This is a genomic window from Klebsiella sp. JN_Kp127, assembly GCF_040062505.1.
GTDB classification, from domain to species: domain Bacteria; phylum Pseudomonadota; class Gammaproteobacteria; order Enterobacterales; family Enterobacteriaceae; genus Klebsiella; species Klebsiella quasipneumoniae.
On record NZ_JBEAHS010000008.1, the window covers coordinates 13,568 to 34,507 of the forward strand.

Annotated in this window: 17 protein-coding genes and 1 pseudogene; 13 read left to right on the top strand and 5 right to left on the bottom strand. The window is 61.2% G+C overall.

What is annotated here, in order from left to right; translation table 11 throughout:
* The first annotated feature begins 72 nt into the window (after nt 1-72).
* The 4 genes from phnL to phnP are packed head-to-tail and all read left to right on the top strand — an operon-like array spanning nt 73 to nt 3,223.
* Entirely contained in the window at nt 73-753 is a 681-nt protein-coding gene (gene phnL, locus ABLV04_RS05485) for a phosphonate C-P lyase system protein PhnL (RefSeq protein ID WP_023291665.1), read from the top strand.
* Nucleotides 750-1,886: an alpha-D-ribose 1-methylphosphonate 5-triphosphate diphosphatase gene (gene phnM / locus ABLV04_RS05490; protein ID WP_117136754.1), complete on the top strand. Its 1,137-nt coding sequence runs from the start codon at nt 750-752 to the stop codon at nt 1,884-1,886. Before phnL ends, phnM begins: the two co-directional genes overlap by 4 nt.
* Nucleotides 1,886-2,449: a ribose 1,5-bisphosphokinase gene (gene phnN / locus ABLV04_RS05495; RefSeq protein WP_004206368.1), complete on the top strand. Its 564-nt coding sequence runs from the start codon at nt 1,886-1,888 to the stop codon at nt 2,447-2,449. The genes phnM and phnN overlap by 1 nt, the downstream gene beginning before the upstream one ends.
* Before the next feature lie 15 nt (nt 2,450-2,464).
* Nucleotides 2,465-3,223 carry a phosphonate metabolism protein PhnP gene (gene phnP, locus ABLV04_RS05500; protein WP_023291662.1) on the top strand — a complete coding sequence of 253 codons (759 nt, stop codon included), beginning with the start codon at nt 2,465-2,467 and terminating at the stop codon, nt 3,221-3,223.
* A gap of 22 nt (nt 3,224-3,245) precedes the next feature.
* On the opposite strand, the gene yjdP is transcribed toward phnP, so the two are convergent.
* Both yjdP and ABLV04_RS05510 read right to left on the bottom strand, forming a co-directional pair.
* Nucleotides 3,246-3,602: a DDRRRQL repeat protein YjdP gene (gene yjdP / locus ABLV04_RS05505; protein ID WP_032429059.1), complete on the bottom strand. Its 357-nt coding sequence runs from the start codon at nt 3,600-3,602 to the stop codon at nt 3,246-3,248.
* Between the two features lie 70 nt (nt 3,603-3,672).
* On the bottom strand, nt 3,673-5,958 hold the full coding sequence (locus tag ABLV04_RS05510; RefSeq protein ID WP_348815459.1) for an ATP-binding protein: 2,286 nt from the start codon (nt 5,956-5,958) through the stop codon (nt 3,673-3,675).
* 179 nt (nt 5,959-6,137) lie between these two features.
* Here ABLV04_RS05510 and ABLV04_RS05515 point away from each other — a divergent pair, with 179 nt between their 5' ends.
* The 4 genes from ABLV04_RS05515 to ABLV04_RS05530 all read left to right on the top strand — a co-directional run bounded on the left by ABLV04_RS05515 (nt 6,138) and on the right by ABLV04_RS05530 (nt 10,716).
* Entirely contained in the window at nt 6,138-7,658 is a 1,521-nt protein-coding gene (locus ABLV04_RS05515; protein ID WP_048296446.1) for a sugar ABC transporter ATP-binding protein, read from the top strand.
* Entirely contained in the window at nt 7,655-8,653 is a 999-nt protein-coding gene (locus ABLV04_RS05520) for a ribose ABC transporter permease (RefSeq protein ID WP_023291658.1), read from the top strand. Before ABLV04_RS05515 ends, ABLV04_RS05520 begins: the two co-directional genes overlap by 4 nt.
* A gap of 30 nt (nt 8,654-8,683) precedes the next feature.
* Complete coding sequence (locus ABLV04_RS05525; protein WP_032454582.1) at nt 8,684-9,625, top strand: ABC transporter substrate-binding protein; 942 nt, start codon at nt 8,684-8,686, stop codon at nt 9,623-9,625.
* A gap of 74 nt (nt 9,626-9,699) precedes the next feature.
* Entirely contained in the window at nt 9,700-10,716 is a 1,017-nt protein-coding gene (locus ABLV04_RS05530) for a carbohydrate kinase family protein (protein WP_032454581.1), read from the top strand.
* 40 nt (nt 10,717-10,756) lie between these two features.
* On the opposite strand, the gene ABLV04_RS05535 is transcribed toward ABLV04_RS05530, so the two are convergent.
* Nucleotides 10,757-11,485 carry a response regulator transcription factor gene (locus tag ABLV04_RS05535; protein ID WP_044525150.1) on the bottom strand — a complete coding sequence of 243 codons (729 nt, stop codon included), beginning with the start codon at nt 11,483-11,485 and terminating at the stop codon, nt 10,757-10,759.
* Between the two features lie 272 nt (nt 11,486-11,757).
* Between ABLV04_RS05535 and fdhF the strand changes: the two genes are divergently transcribed.
* Both fdhF and ABLV04_RS05545 read left to right on the top strand, forming a co-directional pair.
* Complete coding sequence (fdhF, locus tag ABLV04_RS05540; RefSeq protein ID WP_180266241.1) at nt 11,758-13,905, top strand: formate dehydrogenase subunit alpha; 2,148 nt, start codon at nt 11,758-11,760, stop codon at nt 13,903-13,905.
* A 429-nt stretch (nt 13,906-14,334) separates the two neighbouring features.
* On the top strand, nt 14,335-15,021 hold the full coding sequence (locus ABLV04_RS05545; RefSeq protein WP_178944984.1) for a tetratricopeptide repeat protein: 687 nt from the start codon (nt 14,335-14,337) through the stop codon (nt 15,019-15,021).
* A gap of 34 nt (nt 15,022-15,055) precedes the next feature.
* Here ABLV04_RS05545 and gltP read toward each other — a convergent pair whose 3' ends face one another.
* Both gltP and ABLV04_RS05555 read right to left on the bottom strand, forming a co-directional pair.
* Nucleotides 15,056-16,369, bottom strand: coding sequence for a glutamate/aspartate:proton symporter GltP (gltP, locus tag ABLV04_RS05550; protein WP_004206354.1), 1,314 nt, complete (start codon nt 16,367-16,369; stop codon nt 15,056-15,058).
* A gap of 111 nt (nt 16,370-16,480) precedes the next feature.
* Nucleotides 16,481-16,681 (bottom strand): annotated as a pseudogene (locus ABLV04_RS05555) (hypothetical protein).
* A 100-nt stretch (nt 16,682-16,781) separates the two neighbouring features.
* On the opposite strand from ABLV04_RS05555, the gene acs reads away from it, so the two are divergent.
* The 3 genes from acs to actP all read left to right on the top strand — a co-directional run bounded on the left by acs (nt 16,782) and on the right by actP (nt 20,888).
* Entirely contained in the window at nt 16,782-18,740 is a 1,959-nt protein-coding gene (gene acs / locus ABLV04_RS05560; RefSeq protein ID WP_004206352.1) for an acetate--CoA ligase, read from the top strand.
* A 184-nt stretch (nt 18,741-18,924) separates the two neighbouring features.
* On the top strand, nt 18,925-19,236 hold the full coding sequence (locus ABLV04_RS05565; RefSeq protein ID WP_004206350.1) for a DUF485 domain-containing protein: 312 nt from the start codon (nt 18,925-18,927) through the stop codon (nt 19,234-19,236).
* On the top strand, nt 19,236-20,888 hold the full coding sequence (actP, locus tag ABLV04_RS05570; protein WP_032429245.1) for a cation/acetate symporter ActP: 1,653 nt from the start codon (nt 19,236-19,238) through the stop codon (nt 20,886-20,888). The genes ABLV04_RS05565 and actP overlap by 1 nt, the downstream gene beginning before the upstream one ends.
* Nucleotides 20,889-20,940 lie beyond the last annotated feature (52 nt).

The window sequence follows — 20,940 nt, forward strand, 5'->3', positions numbered from 1 at the left end:
GCCTGCAGATGCGTTATTCGTAGGCCGGGTCAGCGAAGCGCCACCCGGCAACTCAACCCCGTGAGGGCTAACATGATCCGCGTTGAAAACATTCATAAAACCTTTGTTCTGCACCAGCAGCACGGCGTGCGTCTGCCGGTGCTGGCCGACGCCTCGCTGACCGTTAACGCCGGGGAGTGCGTGGTGCTCCATGGCCACTCCGGCAGCGGCAAATCGACCCTGCTGCGCTCGCTGTACGCCAACTATCTGCCGGACAGCGGCCATATTCATATCCGCCACGGCGACGAATGGGTCGATCTGGTCACCGCCACGCCGCGCAAGGTGCTGGAAGTGCGTCAAACCACCATCGGCTGGGTCAGCCAGTTTCTGCGGGTGATCCCGCGCATTTCGGCGCTGGAGGTGGTGATGCAGCCGCTGCTCGACCTCGGGACGCCGCGTGAAGCGAGCGCCGCCAAAGCCGCCCAGCTGCTGACCCGCCTCAACGTTCCCGAACGTCTGTGGCATCTTGCGCCGTCGACCTTTTCCGGCGGCGAACAGCAGCGGGTCAATATCGCCCGCGGTTTTGCGGTCGACTATCCGATCCTGCTCCTCGATGAACCCACCGCCTCACTGGATGCCAAAAACAGTGCTGCCGTGGTCGACCTGATCCACGATGCCAAAGCGCGCGGCGCGGCCATCGTCGGGATTTTCCATGACGAAGGGGTACGCCGCCAGGTCGCCGACCGGCTGCACCCCATGGGAATGACAGCATGATTATCAATAACGTAAAACTGGTTCTCGACGACGACGTGGTACACGGTTCGCTGGAAGTCCAGGGCGGTCGCATTCTCGCCTTCGCGGAAAGCCAAAGCCGGCTGCCGCAGGCGCTGGATGGCGAAGGCGGCTGGCTGCTGCCGGGCCTTATCGAACTGCATACCGATAACCTCGACAAATTCTTTACCCCGCGACCGAAGGTGGACTGGCCGGCCCACTCGGCGATGAGCAGCCACGATGCAATGATGGTCGCCAGCGGCATCACCACCGTGCTCGACGCCGTGGCGATTGGCGACGTGCGCGATGGCGGCGATCGTCTTGAGAATCTGGAGAAGATGGTCAATGCGGTGGAAGAGACGCAAAAGCGTGGTCTTAACCGCGCCGAGCACCGTCTGCACCTGCGCTGCGAGCTGCCGCATCACACCACGCTGCCGCTGTTTGAAAAGCTCATTGACCGCGAGTCAGTGAGCATGGTCTCGCTGATGGATCACTCCCCGGGCCAGCGCCAGTATGCCGATCGCAGCAAGTACCGCGATTACTATCAGGGAAAGTACCATCTGACGCATGACGAGATGGATCGGTTTGAAGCCGAGCAGATGGCCCTGGCCGCCACCTGGTCGCAGCCCAATCGCCAGACCATTGCCGCCATGTGCCGCGCCCGCCGTATCGCCCTCGCCAGCCACGACGACGCCACCGAGGCGCATGTGGCTGAATCCCACCAGTTGGGTAGCGTGATCGCCGAGTTTCCTACCACCCTGGCCGCGGCGCAGGCTTCACGTCAGCGCGGGATGCACGTCCTGATGGGGGCGCCGAATATCGTGCGCGGCGGTTCCCACTCCGGCAACGTCGCCGCCCACCAGCTGGCGAACCACGGTTTGCTCGACATTCTCTCTTCCGACTACTACCCCGCCAGCCTGCTGGATGCCGCATTCCGCATCGCCGACGCCGAGGATAACGCCTTCACCCTGGCGCAGGCGATCCGTCTGGTCAGCAAACATCCGGCGCAGGCGCTGGGCCTTGACGATCGCGGCGTCATCGCCGAGGGGAAACGCGCCGACCTGGTGCTGGCGCACCGTCGCGGCGAGCATGTCCACATCGACCATGTCTGGCGCCAGGGAAGGAGGGTCTTTTAATGCCGGGGAAACTGATTTGGCTGGTGGGGCCCTCCGGCTCCGGTAAAGACAGCCTGCTGGCGGCGCTGCGCCAGCGCGAGCACCCGCAGCTGCTGGTGGCGCATCGTTACATTACCCGGCCCTTTAACGCCGGTAACGAAAACCATATCGCCCTCAGCGAACATGAATTTTTTACCCGCGCCGAGCAGCATCTCTTTGCCCTCAGCTGGCACGCCAACCATACTTACTATGGCATTGGCGTGGAGATCGACCTCTGGCTGCACGCCGGCTTCGACGTGGTGGCCAATGGCTCCCGCGCCCATCTGGCGCTGGCGCGGGAACGCTACGGCGAGGTGCTGGTGCCGATCTGTCTCGCCGTCTCGCCGCCGGTGCTGCGCCAGCGGCTGGAGCAGCGCGGCCGGGAAAATGCGGTGGACATCGCCCAGCGTCTGGACCGCGCCGCGCGCTATAAGCCAGACGATTGCCTGACGCTGAATAACGACGGCAGTCTCCGACAATCGGTCGATGAATTTTTCCGCCTGCTGCGCAGCCACGCGGTGCGCGAAGCGGATCCGCTGGTATAAACACAAGGTGACACGATGAGCCTGACCCTCCGCTTAACCGGCACCGGCGGCGCTCAGCTGGTGCCGGTCTTCGGCTGCGATTGCGCGGCCTGCCGCCGCGCCCGCCGTGAGGAAAGCCATCGCCGCCGCCCCTGCAGCGGGGTGGTGACGTTCAACAGCGCAGTGACGCTGCTGGACGCCGGCAGGCCGGATCTAATGGAACATCATCCCGCCGGCAGCTTTCAGCAAGTGCTGCTAACCCACTATCACTTGGATCATGTGCAGGGGCTGTTTCCGCTGCGCTGGGGCGTGGGCGGGCCGATCCCGGTCTATGGCCCGCCGGACGACGCCGGCTGCGACGATCTGCTCAAGCACCCCGGCCTGCTCGACTTCAGCCATACCGTCACGCCGTTTGTGGTGTTTGAGCTGCAGGGCCTGCGGGTGACGCCCCTGCCGCTCAACCATTCGAAGCTCACCTTCGGTTATCTGCTGGAGTCGGCCCACAGTCGGGTGGCCTGGCTCTCGGATACCGCCGGGCTGCCGGACAAGACGCTGAAGTTTTTACTCAACAATCGCCCGCAGGCGATGATCATCGACTGCAGCCATGAGCCGCGCGCGCAGACCCCGCGTAACCACAACGATTTCACTACCGTTCGCGCCCTTAACCAGGCGATAGGCTGTCCGCGAGTGATCCTCACCCATATCAGCCATCAGTTTGACGTCTGGATGATGGATAACCCGCTACCGGAAGGTTTCGAAGCGGGCTATGACGGGATGGAAATAGTACTGGATTAAGCGTCGGTCTGCAGCGGGGCGATCAATAGTCATCGTCCAGACGACGCTGATCGCTTTCTAACTGGCGGCGATCGCGATCGAGCTGGCGCTGGCGTTCATCCAGCTGACGGCGGCGATCGTCCAGCTGGCGTTGCCGATCGTCATACTGACGCTGGCTGTCACGACTCTGCTGGCGGCTCCCTTGATAGCGCCCGTCATCATAACGGCCATCGTCGTTGTCTCTGTCGTCGTCGTCACTGGAACGGCTACTGCCCGGGTTATAGGCGTCGTTAATGGCTTGCTGAATATTGCCGATCGCGTCATCGATAATATCGGCGCGAGCGGCCAGGCTGGTCAGCGACAGAGTGCAAAAGAGCAGTGCGGTTGCGTAACGTTTCATCGGGGCCAATCTCATCAGAGTCCTGCCGCTACCTTAATCAACGGCATGCCGCCCGGGTAGCGGAGGAATCTCAAATCCTCGCGTACGCCGCGCTTAGCGCCTGCGCCAGCTGGGCGCGGGTAAAGGGCTTACGCAGCCACTCCACCTCCGGCAGGGCCGGGTTCTGCGCCGGGCGCAAATCCTGACCGCTGATCAGCAGCACCGGCAGCGCCGGAAAGCGGCGTCGGGCGGTATGAATCACATCGGCGCCGCTCAGCGCGCCGGGCAGCATCAAATCGCTGATCAACAGGGCGATATCCGGCGAGACCTCCAGCAGCTGCAGCGCCTCTTCCCCGCTGGCGGTTTCCAGCGTCAGCCAGCCCAGCTGATGCAGCTGTTCGCACAGCGTCTGGCGAACATCCTCTTCATCCTCCAGCACCAGCGCCAGCCGCTCTCCCGCCGGGATGGGTTCGTCTTCCACCGGCGCCACCGCCTTCCCGACCTCGGTCATCGCCCGGGGCAGCTGCAGCCGCACCGTCGTCCCCTGTCCCGGCGCGCTCTCCAGCGCCACCCGGCCGCCCGACTGGCGCACAAAGCCATACACCATCGACAGCCCCAGGCCGCTGCCGCTGCCGGTGGCTTTGGTGGTGAAGAAGGGTTCAAACACCCGGGCTTTCACCGCCTGCGACATGCCGCTGCCGTGATCGATCACCTCCAGGGCCACCATATCCTGCCGCTGGCCGCTGCTGCGAGTGACCCGCTGATTCCAGGTGCGAATTTTAATGACGCCCGTGCGCCCGGCCATGGCGTCGCGGGCGTTCATCACCAGGTTGATCAGGGCGTTTTCCAGCTGGCCGACGTCTATCCATGCCGGCCATGCCGGCGACTGCGCCTCAATCTCCAGGCTCAAGGTCGCCGGCAGGGAGTGGCGCATCAGCTCGCTGAGGTTCTCCAGCAGCGGCGCCATCGCCACCGCCTGGGGATGCAGCGCCTGCTTGCGCGAAAAGGCCAGCAGCCGCTGGGTCAGCAGCGCCCCGCGTTCCGCCGCCTTCAGCGCCCTGGTGAGGCGCGGCGCATCCTGCGCATTCGGCTCCACCAGCTCAAGGCTGCCGATGATCACCGCCAGCAGGTTGTTAAAATCATGCGCCAGGCCTCCGGTCAGCTGGCCGACGGCCTTCATCTTCTGGCTGTGCAGCAGCGCCTCCTCCAGCTCCTGGCGCTTAATCCGATCGATCTCCATCTGGGTGGTCTTCTCTTTCAGCAGCCGGGTGGTGTGCTCCAGCGACGCCGTATTGCGGGCGAAAACGTTAAAGGCGCGCGCCAGTTCGCCCAGCTCGTCGCGCCGCTGCAGGGCCGGCACCGAGACGTTCGGCTCTCCCTGAGCCAGCCGCGACATCGCCCGCGAGATAGCGGTCAGGTTAGAGCCCAGGTTACGGTAGATGTACCACCCGGCGCAGCCGGTGATCGCCAGCGCCAGCAGCGCGGAAAGCAGAATAAACATGCTGATGGAGCGCAGCTCCCGATGGCTCTGCGCCGCCCGCTGTTCGGAGGCTTCCGCCACCCGGGTCACGTACTGATTGATGTCGTCGTTAAGCAGCGCGACCAGCGCTTTGATGTGGTACATGTACCAGCTGATTGTCAGGTCGCTCTCCTCCAGCTGGGCCGACAGCGGGGCCAGCTTCGCCAGCTCCCGGGTGACGTCGGGGAGAACAAACGCCAGCGCGGGATCGGCGCTATGGGCCGGCAGGTCGCCGCGCAGCTGGTCGAGCTGCAGGACGATCGACCGCGGCGTGACGGTATGGATCGCGGCGACGATCAGCCGGTCCATCTCGGCCAGCCGGCGAGGATCGATCGCCCGCTCCCCGCCGCGATCGTTAAGATCGGCGAGATGGCGCAGGTTGCTCTGATTCTGGTAAAGCGAACTCAGCAGCGCATTGCGCTGCAGATGGCGGCGCTGGCCGCGCTCCAGCATCTCCGCCACGCTCTGCTGCAGCGCGTTGCTGCGGCGAATAATACTGGCCACCAGCGCCTGCTCCTGCTGCGCCAGCGGGGCCGCCGCCAGCTGGGCCAGCGAGTGCTTCAGCGCCTGCTGCGTCGCCAGCAGCCGTTCCGCTTCGCTTTTGTACTCCAGCGCGCCCACCACCTGCGACAGGCGCACCGCCGCCGTGGCGACATTCGCCGTGTCCCGCGCCAGATCCATACTGCCGCGCATATCGTTGAGGGTCTGGCGCTGCACCTGCTCCTGCAACTGGCTGGCGTGGTGAAAGCCGAACACCGCCACGCCGCTCACCAGCAGGGTGACGACCACCATCAGCAGATTAAAGGAGAGCAGGCGGCCACGGGCGCTGGTGAAAAACGGGTGTCGGCGAGCGGTCATAGCAACTCCGGTGAAGAAACGGTCGGCAGATAGGCGTGACGGTGCAGAAAATGACGCCGCGTAACTGTGATCGCGGTTAACTATTTATCACTATGACAAATATGAATGGATTCTGACATCCTGCATTTATTTTCCGGTGGTGGACTGCAGCTATTGTTCTCGCAGACAGGAGCGCCGTGATGACCGCCACCCCGGTACTGGAAATGCGCCATATCGCCAAAGCTTTTGGCAAATTCTACGCGCTGAAGGGCGTCGACCTGACGGTCTGGCCCGGCGAGATCCATGCCCTGATGGGGGAAAACGGCGCCGGAAAAAGCACGCTGATGAAGATCCTCGCCGGCGCCTATACCGCCACCAGCGGCGAGATCCTGATCGACGGGAAACCGCAAACGATCCGCGGCCCCAAGGACGCGCTGGCCGCCGGGATCACGTTGATCTACCAGGAGATGCAGCTGGCGCCGAACCTGACCGTCGCGGAAAACATTTTCCTCGGCAGCGAGCTGGCGCGCGGTGGCCTGGTGCAGCGCAAAGCGATGCTCAGCCAGGCGCAGGCGGTGATCGACCGTCTCGGCGCCCAGTTCAAGGCCAGCGACCGGGTGATGACCCTGACCATCGCCGAACAGCAGCAGGTGGAGATCGCCCGCGCTCTGCACCGTCAAAGCCGCATTCTGGTGATGGATGAACCCACCGCCGCCCTCTCCTCGCGGGAAACCCAGCGCCTGTTCGACCTCATCCTGCGCCTGCGTGACGAGGGCATGGCGATCATCTATATCAGCCACCGCATGGCGGAAGTGTATGAGCTCTCCGACCGGGTCAGCGTCCTGCGCGATGGGCAGTATGTCGGCAGCCTGGTGCGCGACAAGCTCAATGCGCCGGAGCTGGTGCGCATGATGGTCGGCCGTCCGCTCAGCGATCTGTTCAATAAAGAGCGCGATATTCCCCGCGGCCAGCCGCGCCTGCGGGTCGAGGATCTGACCGATGGCGGCAAGGTTAAGCCCAGCAGCCTGGTGGTGCATGCTGGCGAAATCGTCGGCCTCGCCGGGCTGGTCGGCGCCGGACGCTCCGAGCTGGCGCAGCTGATCTTTGGCGTGCGCAAAGCCACCGGCGGGGTGATCGAGATCGACGGCGAGCCGGTGGTGATCCACTCGCCGCGCGAAGCCATCGACCATGGAATCGGCTTTCTGACCGAAAATCGCAAAGAACAGGGCCTGTTTCTCGAACTGGCGGCCCAGGAAAACATCACCATGGCGACGCTGGAGCGCGACGCGACCTGGGGGATGCTCAATCGCCGTAAGGCGCAAACTATTTCCGATGACGCCATCCAGCTGCTGAACATCCGCGTGCCTCACGCCCAGGTGCGCGCCGGCGGACTGTCCGGCGGCAACCAGCAGAAGCTGTTAATTTCGCGCTGGGTGGCGATTGGCCCACGCATTCTGATCCTCGATGAACCCACCCGCGGCGTCGACGTCGGCGCGAAAAGCGAGATTTACCGCATCATGAACGACATGGCGCGCCAGGGCGTCGCTATTCTGATGATCTCCAGCGAACTGCCTGAAGTGGTGGGCATGAGCGACCGGGTCTATGTGATGCGCGAAGGGACTATCGCCGGCGAGCTGCAGTCCGGCGATATCAGCCAGGAACAGATCATGACGCTGGCCACCGGCGTGAACGATTCTCACCTTAAGGCAGGGCAACTATGAGCATACCGAAAGAGACCTCCGCGCCGGTCGCGACATCCGCTTCGGCGAAAAAAATGCTGATGGGCGACCTGATGCAGACCGTCGGCATTCTGCCGATCCTCATCCTGATCGTCGCCGTTTTCGGCTTTATCGCCCCCAACTTCTTCACGGAAAGCAATCTGCTGAATATTACCCGCCAGGCCTCGATCAACATTGTGCTGGCGGCGGGAATGACCTTCATCATCCTCACCGGCGGCATTGACCTCTCCGTCGGCTCCATTCTCGGCACCACCGCGGTGGCGGCAATGGTGGTCTCGCTGATCCCGGAGTTGGCGTTGCTGTCGATTCCGGCGGCGCTGATGCTCGGCCTGCTGCTTGGGCTGTTCAACGGCGCGCTGGTGGCCTTCGCCGGGCTACCGCCGTTTATCGTCACCCTCGGCACTTACACGGCGCTGCGCGGCGCCGCCTATCTGCTGGCCGACGGCACCACGGTAATCAACTCCGATATCAGCTTCGAGTGGATCGGCAATGACTACCTCGGCCCGGTGCCGTGGCTGGTGGTCATCGCCCTGGCGGTTATCGCGGTGTGCTGGTTTATCCTGCGCCGAACCACCCTTGGGGTGCATATCTACGCGGTGGGCGGCAACATGCAGGCGGCGCGGCTGACCGGCATCAAAGTCTGGCTGGTGCTGCTGTTTGTCTATGGCATGAGCGGCCTGCTCTCCGGCCTTGGCGGGGTGATGAGTGCCTCCCGGCTGTACAGCGCCAACGGCAACCTCGGGGTCGGCTACGAGCTGGACGCCATCGCCGCGGTCATTCTCGGCGGCACCAGCTTCGTCGGCGGCATCGGCACCATCACCGGTACGCTGGTGGGGGCGCTGATTATCGCCACCCTCAATAACGGTATGACCCTGATGGGGGTCTCCTACTTCTGGCAACTGGTGATCAAAGGGGCGGTGATCATCATTGCGGTGCTGATCGACAAATACCGTACCCGACACCATCAAAGTGCATAACAACACCATCTTACCTGCGAGGAAAAGCGAATGCGTTTAAAACCGATAGTCACCGCGCTGTGTGCTGGCGCGCTGCTGGCCGCCTCCCCCTTTGCGTCGGCCAAAGAGCTGAAAGCGATAGGCGTGACGGTGGGCGACCTTGCCAACCCGTTTTTTGTGCAGATCACCAAGGGCGCGGAGCTGGAAGCCCGCAAGCTGGCGGGGGATAACGTCAAAGTGACGCTGGTCTCCAGCGGCTACGACCTGGGCCAGCAGGTGGCGCAGATCGACAACTTTATCGCCGCCAGGGTCGATATGATTATCCTCAACGCCGCCGATTCGAAAGGCATTGGCCCGGCGGTGAAGCGGGCCAAAGAGGCCGGGATCGTGGTGGTGGCGGTTGACGTTGCCGCCGAAGGGGCCGACGCCACCATCACCTCCGATAACACCCAGGCGGGCGAGCTGGCCTGTAAATACATTAGCGACCGTCTGAACAACAAAGGCAACGTGGTGATCATCAACGGGCCGCCGGTCTCCGCCGTACAAAACCGCGTCGAAGGCTGCGAAACGGAGTTCAAAAAACACCCGGATATTAAAATTTTGTCCTCCAACCAGAACGCGAAAGGCAGCCGGGAAGGCGGACTGGAGGTGATGACCTCCCTGCTGGCGGCCAATCCGAAGATTGACGGCGTGTTCGCGATCAACGATCCGACGGCGATTGGCGCCGATCTGGCGGCGAAACAGGCGCAGCGCAGCGAGTTCTTCATCGTCGGCGTCGACGGCAGCCCGGACGGCGAAGAGGCGCTGAAGCGTAAGAACTCGCTGTTCGTCGCGACGCCGGCGCAGGATCCGCAGGTGATGGCGGCGAAGGCGGTGGAAATTGGCTACAACATCCTGCAGGGCAAACCGGCCCCAACCGCGCCGGTGCTGATCCCGGTGACCATGATCGACAAAAACAACGTCAGCTCTTACAAAGGCTGGACCGTGAAATAAGCGTAACCCGGCGCACAATCGTTCCGCCGATTGTGCGCTACGCTTAACGAGTATGACGGCGCGGAGTAGCGATCATGGAACGTAAAGGGATTATTGCCGCAGGCAACATGCTGGTCGATCATGTCCATCAGATCAGACAGTGGCCGGAGCGCGGCTGGCTGGTGGAAATTATTCACAGCGAACGCGCCACCGGCGGCGCGCCGCTGAATGTCCTGCTGACCCTGGCCAAAATGCACGCCGGACTGCCGCTGCAGGCGGTCGGCCTGATTGGCGAGGATAACGATGGCGACTACATTACCGCCATGCTCGATCAGTACCATATCAATCGCCAGCTTGTGCAGCGCACCAGCTCCGCTCCCACCTCGATGACTCAGGTGATGACCGACGCCGAAGGCCAGCGCACCTTCTTTCACTCTCCCGGCGCCAACCGCCTGCTTGACCTTCCGGCCTTTGAGCCGCTGGATGCGCCGCTGAAAATTTTCCATCTCGGCTATCTGCTGCTGCTTGAAAGTCTCGATCGCCCCGACGAAGAGTACGGCACCCGCAGCGCGCGGTTGCTGGCGCAGATGCGCGAGCGAGGCTATGAGGTTTCCCTCGATCTGGTGTCGCGCAAGGGCGACCCGCGCTACCGCCCGCTGGTCCTGCCGGCGCTGGCGCATCTTGACTACCTGACCATCAATGAGCTGGAAGCCAGCGAGTTTAGCGGGCTGGAGATTCGTCTACCCAACGGCGAGCCGCACGTCGCCCATATCGCCCGCGCCGCCAGCGCATTGCTTGACGCAGGCGTGCGCCAGCGAGTGGTGATCCACTGTCCGGAGGGGGCATGGGGCGTCTCCCGTACCGAAGCCGGGCGCTGGGTACCGTCATGGCGGCTGCCGCCGGAGGAGATTGTCGGCAGCGTCGGCGCCGGAGATGCCTTCTGCGCCGGCCTGCTGTACGGCAGCCACGAACGCTGGCCGTTAACCGACAGTCTGCAGCTGGCTCATGCCTGCGCCCGCGCCAGCCTGCAGGCCGCCAATGCGATCGACGGCGCCAAAACGCTCTCTGAGCTGCAGGCGTTTATTCAGTTGCAGAATAGTGAGAGGGGTTAACACCGCCAGCAATGGGCAGGCCGGTTAGACAGCCCCCGCCCTACGCCGCCTTCTCGCTGTGGGTCACGTCGGCGGAAAAGACATAGCCCAGGCCGCGCAGCGTTTTAATCAGCGTCGGCTGATGCGGGTTCAATTCGATTTTGCGCCGCAGGCGCATGATCAGCACATCGATGGTGCGATCGAACACCTCGGTGCTTTCGGTATGGGTTAGCGCCAGCAGCTGTTCACGGTTCAGCACCCGGCGGGCGTTCTGCGCCAGCGCCAGCAGCAAACCGTATTCTCCCTGGGTCAGCGGGATCGCCTGCTGCTGTGGGTTATACAGCTCACAGCGGGTGGTATCCAGACGCCAGCCGTTGAACGTCAGGCCAGCGACGCCGCCCGGCGCCTCGCTGGCCAGCGCCCCGCTGCGCCGCAGCACCGCCTTCACCCGGGCGACCACCACCCGCGAACTGAACGGTTTGGCGATGTAATCATCGGCGCCCATCTCCAGGCCCACCACCACATCGGACTCGCTGCCCAGGCCGGAGAGCATCACCACCGGCAGCTCAGGCCGCGTGCGCTGCAGCTGCTGGAGCACCTGCAGACCATGGGTATCCGGCAGGATCATATCCAGCAAAACCAGCGCGATGTCCGCCCGCTGCGCCACCGTCGCCAGCGCGTCGCCGCCGGTCTGGCAGACCAGCACCTCAAACGCGTGCGCGCCGAGCACATCGCTGAGCAGCTCGCCCATCGCTATGTCGTCATCAACCACTAAAATGACCGGTTTCATCTTTGCCTCTGCCCGCGGGGAGTTAGTGTCAGTCTGATCGATTCTGCAAGGCTGCGCCGACAAATTCCTCTTCCGGTGACATTTTTTCAAGCGCCGTCACATCTCCAGGGTATCGACACGTCAAATCTGTCGACAGGCTGTTTTTCGTCAGCATTTCGCCCAAAAAAGCCACGTATCATCAAGGAATACCCACAATGAAAATATGGCATAGAAGATGCATAGTGACGGCGCGATAGCGCAAACGCGCCCATTGAATAACTGGAGCAAGACCGATGAAAAAAGTCGTCACGGTTTGCCCGTATTGCGCATCAGGTTGCAAAATCAACCTGGTGGTCGATAACGGCAAAATCGTTCGGGCTGAAGCGGCGCAGGGGAAAACCAACCAGGGAACCCTGTGCCTGAAGGGCTATTATGGCTGGGACTTTATTAACGATACCCAGATCCTGACGCCGCGCCTGAAAACCCCCATGATCCGTCGTCAACGCGGCGGCAAGCTGGAAGCTGTCTCCTGGGATGAGGCGCTGGATTACGTCGCCACTCGCCTCAGCGCCATTAAAGCCAAATATGGCCCGGATGCGATCCAAACCACCGGCTCCTCCCGCGGTACCGGTAATGAAACCAACTATGTGATGCAAAAATTCGCGCGCGCCGTTATTGGTACCAATAACGTCGACTGCTGCGCTCGCGTCTGACACGGCCCTTCGGTTGCAGGTCTGCACCAGTCGGTCGGTAATGGCGCCATGAGTAATGCCATCACGGAGATTGATAACACCGATCTGGTGTTTATCTTCGGTTACAACCCGGCGGATTCCCACCCTATCGTGGCGAATCACGTCATTAACGCTAAACGCAACGGGGCGAAAATTATCGTCTGCGACCCGCGCAAAATTGAAACCGCGCGCATCGCCGATATGCACATTGCGCTGAAGAACGGCTCGAATATCGCGCTGCTCAACGCCATTGGCCACGTGATTATTGAAGAGGATCTGTACGATAAATCCTTCGTCGCCAGCCGTTCCGAAGGCTTCGAGGAGTATCGCAAAATCGTTGAAGGCTATACGCCGGAGTCGGTGGAGGAGATCACCGGGGTCAGCGCCAAGGAGATCCGCGCCTGCGCCCGGATGTACGCCAGCGCTAAATCCGCCGCCATTCTGTGGGGCATGGGCGTGACCCAGTTCTACCAGGGCGTGGAGACCGTGCGTTCCCTGACCAGCCTGGCGATCCTCACCGGCAACCTCGGCAAACCGAGCGTCGGCGTCAACCCGGTGCGTGGCCAGAACAACGTCCAGGGCGCCTGCGATATGGGGGCGCTGCCGGATACCTATCCGGGCTATCAGTACGTTAAGTTCCCGGAAAACCGCGAGAAGTTCGCCAAAGCCTGGGGCGTCGACAGCCTGCCGGCACATACCGGCTATCGCATCAGCGAGCTGCCGCACCGCGCGGCGCACGGCGAAGTGCGGGCGGCGTACATTATGGGTGAAGATCCGCTGCAGACCGATGCCGAACTCTCGGCGGTGCGCAAAGCGTTCGACGATCTGGAGCTGGTTATCGTCCAGGACATTTTCATGACCAAAACCGCCTCCGCGGCCGACGTCATCCTGCCGTCCACCTCGTGGGGCGAGCACGAAGGCGTGTATACCGCAGCGGACCGCGGCTTCCAGCGCTTCTTTAAAGCGGTAGAGCCGAAGTGGGATCTGAAAACCGACTGGCAGATCATCAGCGAAATCGCCACCCGGATGGGTTATCCGATGCACTACAACAACACCCAGGAGATCTGGGACGAGTTGCGGCATCTGTGCCCGGACTTCTACGGCGCCACCTACGAGAAAATGGGTGAGCTTGGCTACGTCATGTGGCCGTGCCGCGATGAGTCCGACGCCGATCAGGGGACGTCGTATCTGTTTAAAGAGAAGTTCGATACCCCGAACGGGCTGGCGCAGTTCTTCACCTGCGACTGGGTCGCGCCGATCGATAAGCTCACCGACGAGTACCCGATGGTGCTGTCGACGGTGCGCGAAGTCGGCCACTACTCGTGCCGTTCAATGACCGGTAACTGCGCGGCGCTGGCGGCGCTGGCGGATGAGCCTGGCTATGCGCAGATCAACACCGCCGACGCCGAACGGTTAGGCATTGAGGATGAAGCGCTGGTGTGGGTGAATTCGCGCAAGGGTCGGATCATCACCCGCGCGCAGGTCAGCGACCGGCCGAACAAAGGGGCGGTGTATATGACCTACCAGTGGTGGATTGGCGCCTGTAACGAGCTGGTGTCGGAGAACCTGAGCCCGATAACCAAAACGCCGGAGTACAAGTACTGCGCGGTCAACGTTGAGCGGATTGCCGATCAGCGCGCGGCGGAACAGTACGTGATCGACGAGTACAATAAGCTGAAATCCCGCCTGCGCGAAAGCGCGATGGGTTAAGGTTCGGCGGCCTGATCCGGCTCGCGCGATGCGTAGGCCGGATCTGGCATAGCCGCCACTCGGCATACAAGCGGCGCCGTGCCCGTAGACTGTCGCCCGGCGGCGCTGCGCTTGCGCGGGCCTACGGTTGGCAGGCGCATCTCCCTCCCCAGGCCGGGTCAGGCGCAGCCGCCACCCGGCTTACAAGCGGCGCCGTGTCCGTAGTCTGTCGCCCGCCGGCGCTGCGCTTGCGCGGGCCTACGGTTGGCAGGCGCGCCTCCCTCCCCAGGCCGGGTCAGGCGCAGCCGCCACCCGGCATACAAGCGGCGCCGTGCCCGCGTACCTGCGGTAGGTAGAGAGAATCCGCTCTACCTACCGATCCCTGTCATTTTCTTCTTTTTCGCCTCCCTTTATACTGCGCGCTATGTTCCTTGCTGATAATAAATACAAATGAAATACCTCTTTTTATTTTTACTGGTCATTACCAGCGGCGCAGCGGTGGCCACCGAACCGGGTAGCCGGTATCAACAGCAGGCGGAAGCCGGCGATCGACGCGCGCAATATTACCTTGCGGATACCTGGGTTAGCTCCGGCGATTATCAGAAAGCCGAATTCTGGGCACAGAAAGCAGCGGCGCAGGGCGATGGCGACGCGCTGGCCCTGCTGGCGCAGCTAAAAATTCGCAATCCGCAGCAGGCGGACTATCCGCAGGCTCGCCAGCTGGCGGAAAAAGCCGTCGAGGCCGGCAGTAAATCCGGGGAGATCGTCCTCGCGCGAGTGCTGGTGAACCGTCAGGCTGGCCCCACCGACGTGGCGCACGCCATCACGCTTCTGCAGGATGCCGCCCGGGACAGCGAAAGCGATGCGGCGGTAGACGCCCAGATGCTGCTGGGGCTGATCTACGCCAGCGGCGTGCACGGCCCGGAAGATGAAGTGAAAGCGAGCGCCTACTTTAAAGGCAGCTCGGCGCTCTCGCGGACCGGCTATGCCGAATACTGGGCCGGGATGATGTTCCAGCAGGGAGAGAAAGGCTTTATCGAACCGAATAAGCAGAAGGCGCTGCACTGGCTTAACGTCAGTTGCCTGGAGGGGTTTGATACCGGCTGCGAAGAGTTTGACAGGATCAGTAAAGGATAAGAAAAAGCCCGGCGCTCGCGCCGGGCTTTGTGTTTTATTGCGCGGTTTTATCAAACTTGCCCAGCACTTCGCGTTCATACGCCAGCGCTTTTTTGCGGTCGAACTTATGCTCCCACTTGGCGATAACCAGCACCGCCAGCGCATTGCCCACCACGTTCAGCGCGGTACGCGCCATGTCGAGGATACGGTCGACGCCGGCGATAAAGGCAAGGCCCTCCAGCGGGATCCCGACGCTGCCCAGGGTGGCCAGCAGCACCACAAAAGAGACGCCCGGCACGCCGGCGATCCCTTTCGAGGTCACCATCAGGGTCAGTACCAGGGTGATCTCCTGCCAGATGGAGAGGTCGATGCCGTACAGCTGGGCGATAAAGATCGCCGCGATGCTCTGATACAGCGTTGAGCCATCGAGGTTAAAGGAGTAGCCGGTCGGCACCACGAAGCTGGTGATCGACGCCGGCGCGCCATAGGCTTCCATTTTCTCGATAATACGCGGCAGCACGCTCTCGGAGCTGGCGGTGGAGTAAGCCAGAATCAGCTCATCTTTCAGGATGCGGATCAGGATCCAGATGCTCAGGCCGCACAGGCGGGCGACAATCCCCAGCACCACCAGCGCGAAAAACAGGATCGCGAAGTAAACCAGCAGCACCAGCTTGGCCAGCGGCCACAGCGAGGCGAAACCAAAGGTGGCGACGGTCACTGAAATCAGGGCGAACACCCCGATCGGCGCATAGCGCATCACCATATGGGTGACTTTGAACATGGTTTCGGAGATGGAGCGGAAGACCGTCACCAGCGGCTCACGGTGCGTCGCCGGCAGCGAGGAGAGCCCCAGACCAAACAGCACCGAGAAGAAAATAATCGGCAGCATATCGCCTTTCGCCATCGACGCCACGATGTTGGTCGGCACCAGCGACAGGATGGTGCCCATCAGGCCATGCGCATGGCTCTGCACCTCAGCGGTGGTGTTCTGGTATTTCGAAATATCAACCGCCGCCAGCTGCGACATATCAATGCCCGTTCCCGGCTGGAAGACGTTGGCCAGGGTGATACCCAGCACGATCGCCACCGTGGTGATCACTTCGAAATAGATAATGGTTTTGGCGCCGATCCGGCCTAACTGTTTGGCATCGCCCACGCCGGCAATCCCGACCACCAGGGTCGAAATAACAATCGGGACCACGATCATTTTAATCAGATGGATAAAGATATCGCCCGCCGGCGTCAGCAAATTGCTAATCAACCAATCGCGACTTTCGGCGTGGTAATGCAGATAACTGCCCAAAAGGATACCCAGCACCAGAGCTAGCAAAATTTGCCAGGCCAGACTGACTTTTTTTGTTTTCTTCACTACAGACTTCCTCAATGAAAGGCACCATTCCTTTTCGTCATGGTACCCACTGCAGGGGGTATGAATTGTGTTGCGTTGCTTTGTGGGGTTATTTAACGCGCAATATCAGTATCATTTGCACGGCATGCTGCGCAAGCCTTTAAGAATAGGGCTTTCTTCTGGTTTTCTGCATAAAGTCACGAATTTTCCCCAGTTACAATGCATAAGTATTTGTAATAAAAAATATTTCACATCTTCCGTTTCTATAAATTCATTTGCGTAATTATTTCACTTCAAAGTTTCATTTGACGAAATTTCACTCAGTTGAATCATTGCGTGATCTGCCCCCCAATTAACAAACAAAGCTGCCAAAACCCCTACTCTTAACGTTTGTTTGACATATATTTAACAAGTTCAAAGGAGAAAAAAAGCCATGAGCCAAATACACAAACACCCTATTCCCGCTAACATTGCGGAACGTTGCCTGATTAACCCGGATCAGTACAAGGCGCAGTATCAACAATCCATAACCGACCCTGATACATTCTGGGGCGAGCAGGGCAAAATCCTTGACTGGATGCGCCCCTACACCCGCGTGAAAAATACCTCCTTTGCGCCGGGTAACATTTCCATCAAATGGTATGAAGACGGCACCCTGAACCTCGCCGCCAACTGCCTCGACCGCCATCTCGCCGAGCGCGGCGATCAAACCGCCATCATCTGGGAAGGCGACGACGCCAGCCAGAGCAAGCACATCACCTACCGTGAACTGCATGCGGACGTCTGCCGCTTCGCCAATGTGCTGCTCGGCCTCGGGATTAAAAAAGGCGACGTGGTCGCCATCTATATGCCGATGGTGCCGGAAGCCGCGGTGGCGATGCTGGCCTGCGCCCGCATCGGCGCCATCCACTCGGTGATTTTCGGTGGCTTCTCGCCGGAGGCGGTGGCCGGACGCATTATCGACTCCAGCTCGCGCCTGGTGATCACCGCGGATGAAGGGCTGCGCGCCGGTCGCGCCATCCCGCTGAAGAAAAACGTCGATGACGCGCTGAAAAACCCGAACGTCAACAGCATTGAACACGTCGTGGTCCTGAAACGTACCGGCGGTAAAATCGACTGGCAGGAAGGCCGCGATCTGTGGTGGAGCGATCTGATGGCGAACGCCAGCGCCGAACACCGCCCCGTCGAGATGAACGCCGAAGATCCGCTGTTCATCCTCTATACCTCTGGCTCCACCGGTAAACCGAAAGGGGTGTTGCACACCACCGGCGGCTATCTGGTCTACGCGGCCACCACCTTTAAATACGTTTTCGATTACCACCCGGGCGATATTTACTGGTGCACCGCCGATGTCGGCTGGGTCACCGGCCACAGCTATCTGCTGTACGGCCCGCTGGCCTGCGGCGCCACCACTCTGATGTTCGAAGGGGTGCCGAACTGGCCAACCCCGGCGCGTATGTGCCAGGTCGTCGATAAGCATAAGGTCAGCATTCTGTATACCGCTCCGACGGCGATCCGTGCCCTGATGGCGGAAGGCGACAAGGCTATCGAAGGCACGGACCGCTCCTCACTGCGCATTCTCGGCTCGGTCGGCGAACCCATTAACCCGGAAGCCTGGGAGTGGTACTGGAAGAAGATCGGTAACGAGAAGTGCCCGGTGATGGACACCTGGTGGCAGACCGAAACCGGCGGCTTTATGATCACCCCGCTGCCGGGGGCGATTGAGCTGAAGGCTGGCTCCGCTACCCGCCCGTTCTTCGGCGTTCAGCCGGTGCTGGTGGATAACGAAGGGCTGCCGCTGGATGGCGCCACCGAGGGCAATCTTGCTATCGCCGACTCCTGGCCCGGCCAGGCGCGAACCCTGTTCGGGGATCATGAGCGCTTTGAGCAAACCTACTTCTCCACCTTCAAAAATATGTACTTTAGCGGCGACGGCGCGCGCCGAGATGAAGATGGCTATTACTGGATCACCGGCCGCGTGGATGACGTTCTGAACGTCTCCGGCCACCGTCTGGGTACTGCCGAGATCGAATCGGCGCTGGTGTCGCACCCGAAAATCGCCGAAGCGGCAGTGGTCGGTATTCCGCACAACATCAAGGGCCAGGCTATCTACGCCTACGTGACGCTCAATCACGGTGAAGAACCGACGCCGGAGCTGTATGCGGAAGTGCGTAACTGGGTGCGTAAAGAGATTGGCCCGCTGGCGACGCCGGATGTTCTGCACTGGACCGATTCGTTGCCAAAAACCCGCTCGGGCAAAATTATGCGCCGCATTCTGCGCAAGATCGCCGCGGGCGACACCAGCAACCTCGGCGATACCTCGACTCTCGCCGATCCTGGCGTAGTGGAAAAACTGCTCGAAGAGAAGCAGGCCATTACCATGCCTTCTTAAGTAAGGACCGATTCCCTACACCCTCTCCCCCACCGGGGAGAGGATAAAAATAAGTCCCTCCCCCAGGATTTCACTCGCAGGAACGCCGTCAGCGAACCGTATCCCGGCCTTTAACGCCGGAGGGGTTGCTGTCGCCAGCGTCCGCTGCGTGGATGACGAAAGGGAGACCTCTGGAGACGCTAAGATGAATGAACAACTTTGTCAGCGGATAGAAAATAGTGCGCATTTCAGGGAGCTGGTAGCATCACGGCAACGGTTTGCCGCCATTCTGTCAGTGATTATGTTAGTGATCTATGTGGGCTTTATTCTGCTTATCGCCTTCGCGCCAGGCTGGCTCGGCACGCCGCTGCACGCCGGGACCAGCGTCACCCGCGGGATCCCGCTGGGCATCGGGGTGATCGTCATTTCGTTTGTTCTCACCGGTATTTATGTCTGGCGGGCCAACGGTGAATTTGACCGTTTGACCAAGAGCGTTCTCAACGAGGTAAAAGCATGATCAAGAGAGTCCTGACGGCGCTCGCCGCCACGCTGCTGCCCCTCGGCGTTCAGGCCGCAGACGCCATTACCGGCGCGGTACAGCGCCAGCCGACCAACTGGCAAGCGATTGTCATGTTCCTGATTTTCGTCGCCCTGACCCTGTACATCACTTACTGGGCGTCAAAACGGGTGCGTTCGCGCAGCGATTACTACACCGCCGGCGGCAATATCACCGGTTTCCAGAACGGGCTGGCGATTGCCGGCGACTTTATGTCGGCAGCGTCGTTCCTTGGTATCTCCGCGCTGGTGTATACCTCCGGTTACGACGGTCTGATCTACTCGCTGGGCTTCCTTGTCGGCTGGCCGATTATCCTGTTTCTGATTGCCGAACGTCTGCGTAACCTTGGCCGCTACACCTTTGCCGACGTGGCGTCCTATCGTCTCAAACAGGGACCGATCCGCACCCTCTCCGCCTGCGGCTCGCTGGTGGTGGTGGCCCTCTATCTGATCGCCCAAATGGTCGGCGCCGGCAAGCTGATCCAGCTGCTGTTCGGTCTTAACTATCACGTTGCGGTGGTGCTGGTGGGCGTCCTGATGGTGCTCTATGTCCTGTTCGGCGGCATGCTGGCGACCACCTGGGTGCAGATTATCAAAGCGGTTCTGCTGCTGTTCGGCGCCAGCTTTATGGCCTTTATGGTGATGAAGCACGTCGGCTTCAGCTTCAATAATCTGTTTACCGAAGCGATGGCCGTCCACCCGAAAGGCGCGGCGATTATGAGCCCGGGTGGGCTGGTGAAAGATCCGATATCCGCGCTCTCCCTTGGCCTCGGTCTGATGTTTGGTACCGCCGGCCTGCCGCATATCCTGATGCGTTTCTTCACCGTGAGCGACGCCAAAGAAGCGCGTAAAAGCGTGTTCTACGCCACCGGTTTTATGGGCTACTTCTATATTCTGACCTTTATCATCGGCTTCGGCGCCATCATGCTGGTCGGCGCGAACCCAGTGTTCAAAGACGCGGCCGGGCAGCTTATCGGCGGCAATAATATGGCGGCGGTGCATCTGGCGGATGCGGTGGGCGGCAACCTGTTCCTCGGCTTTATCTCCGCGGTCGCCTTCGCCACCATTCTGGCGGTGGTCGCTGGCTTGACGCTGGCGGGCGCCTCAGCGGTGTCGCACGACCTGTACGCCAACGTCTTCCGTAAAGGGGCGACCGAGCGTCAGGAGCTGAAGGTCTCCAAAATTACGGTGCTGATCCTCGGCGTGGTGGCCATTCTGCTGGGCATCCTGTTCGAAAATCAGAATATCGCTTTCATGGTCGGCCTGGCGTTCTCTATTGCCGCCAGCTGTAATTTCCCGATCATTCTGCTGTCGATGTACTGGTCGAAGCTGACCACCCGCGGGGCGATGATCGGCGGCTGGCTGGGTCTGCTGACGGCGGTGATTCTGATGATCCTCGGCCCGACCATTTGGGTGCAGATCCTCGGTCATGAGAAAGCGCTGTTCCCGTATGAATACCCGGCGCTGTTCTCCATCGCTATCGCGTTCATCGGTATCTGGCTCTTCTCCGCGACCGATAACTCACCGGAAGGAATGCGCGAGCGCGAGCAGTTCCGCGCCCAGTTCATTCGTTCACAAACCGGGATTGGTATCGAACGCGGCCAGGCGCATTAATCTTCTCCCCCTTCCCCGGCATCGTCCGGGGAAGGGGCTTATTCTGCCCCCG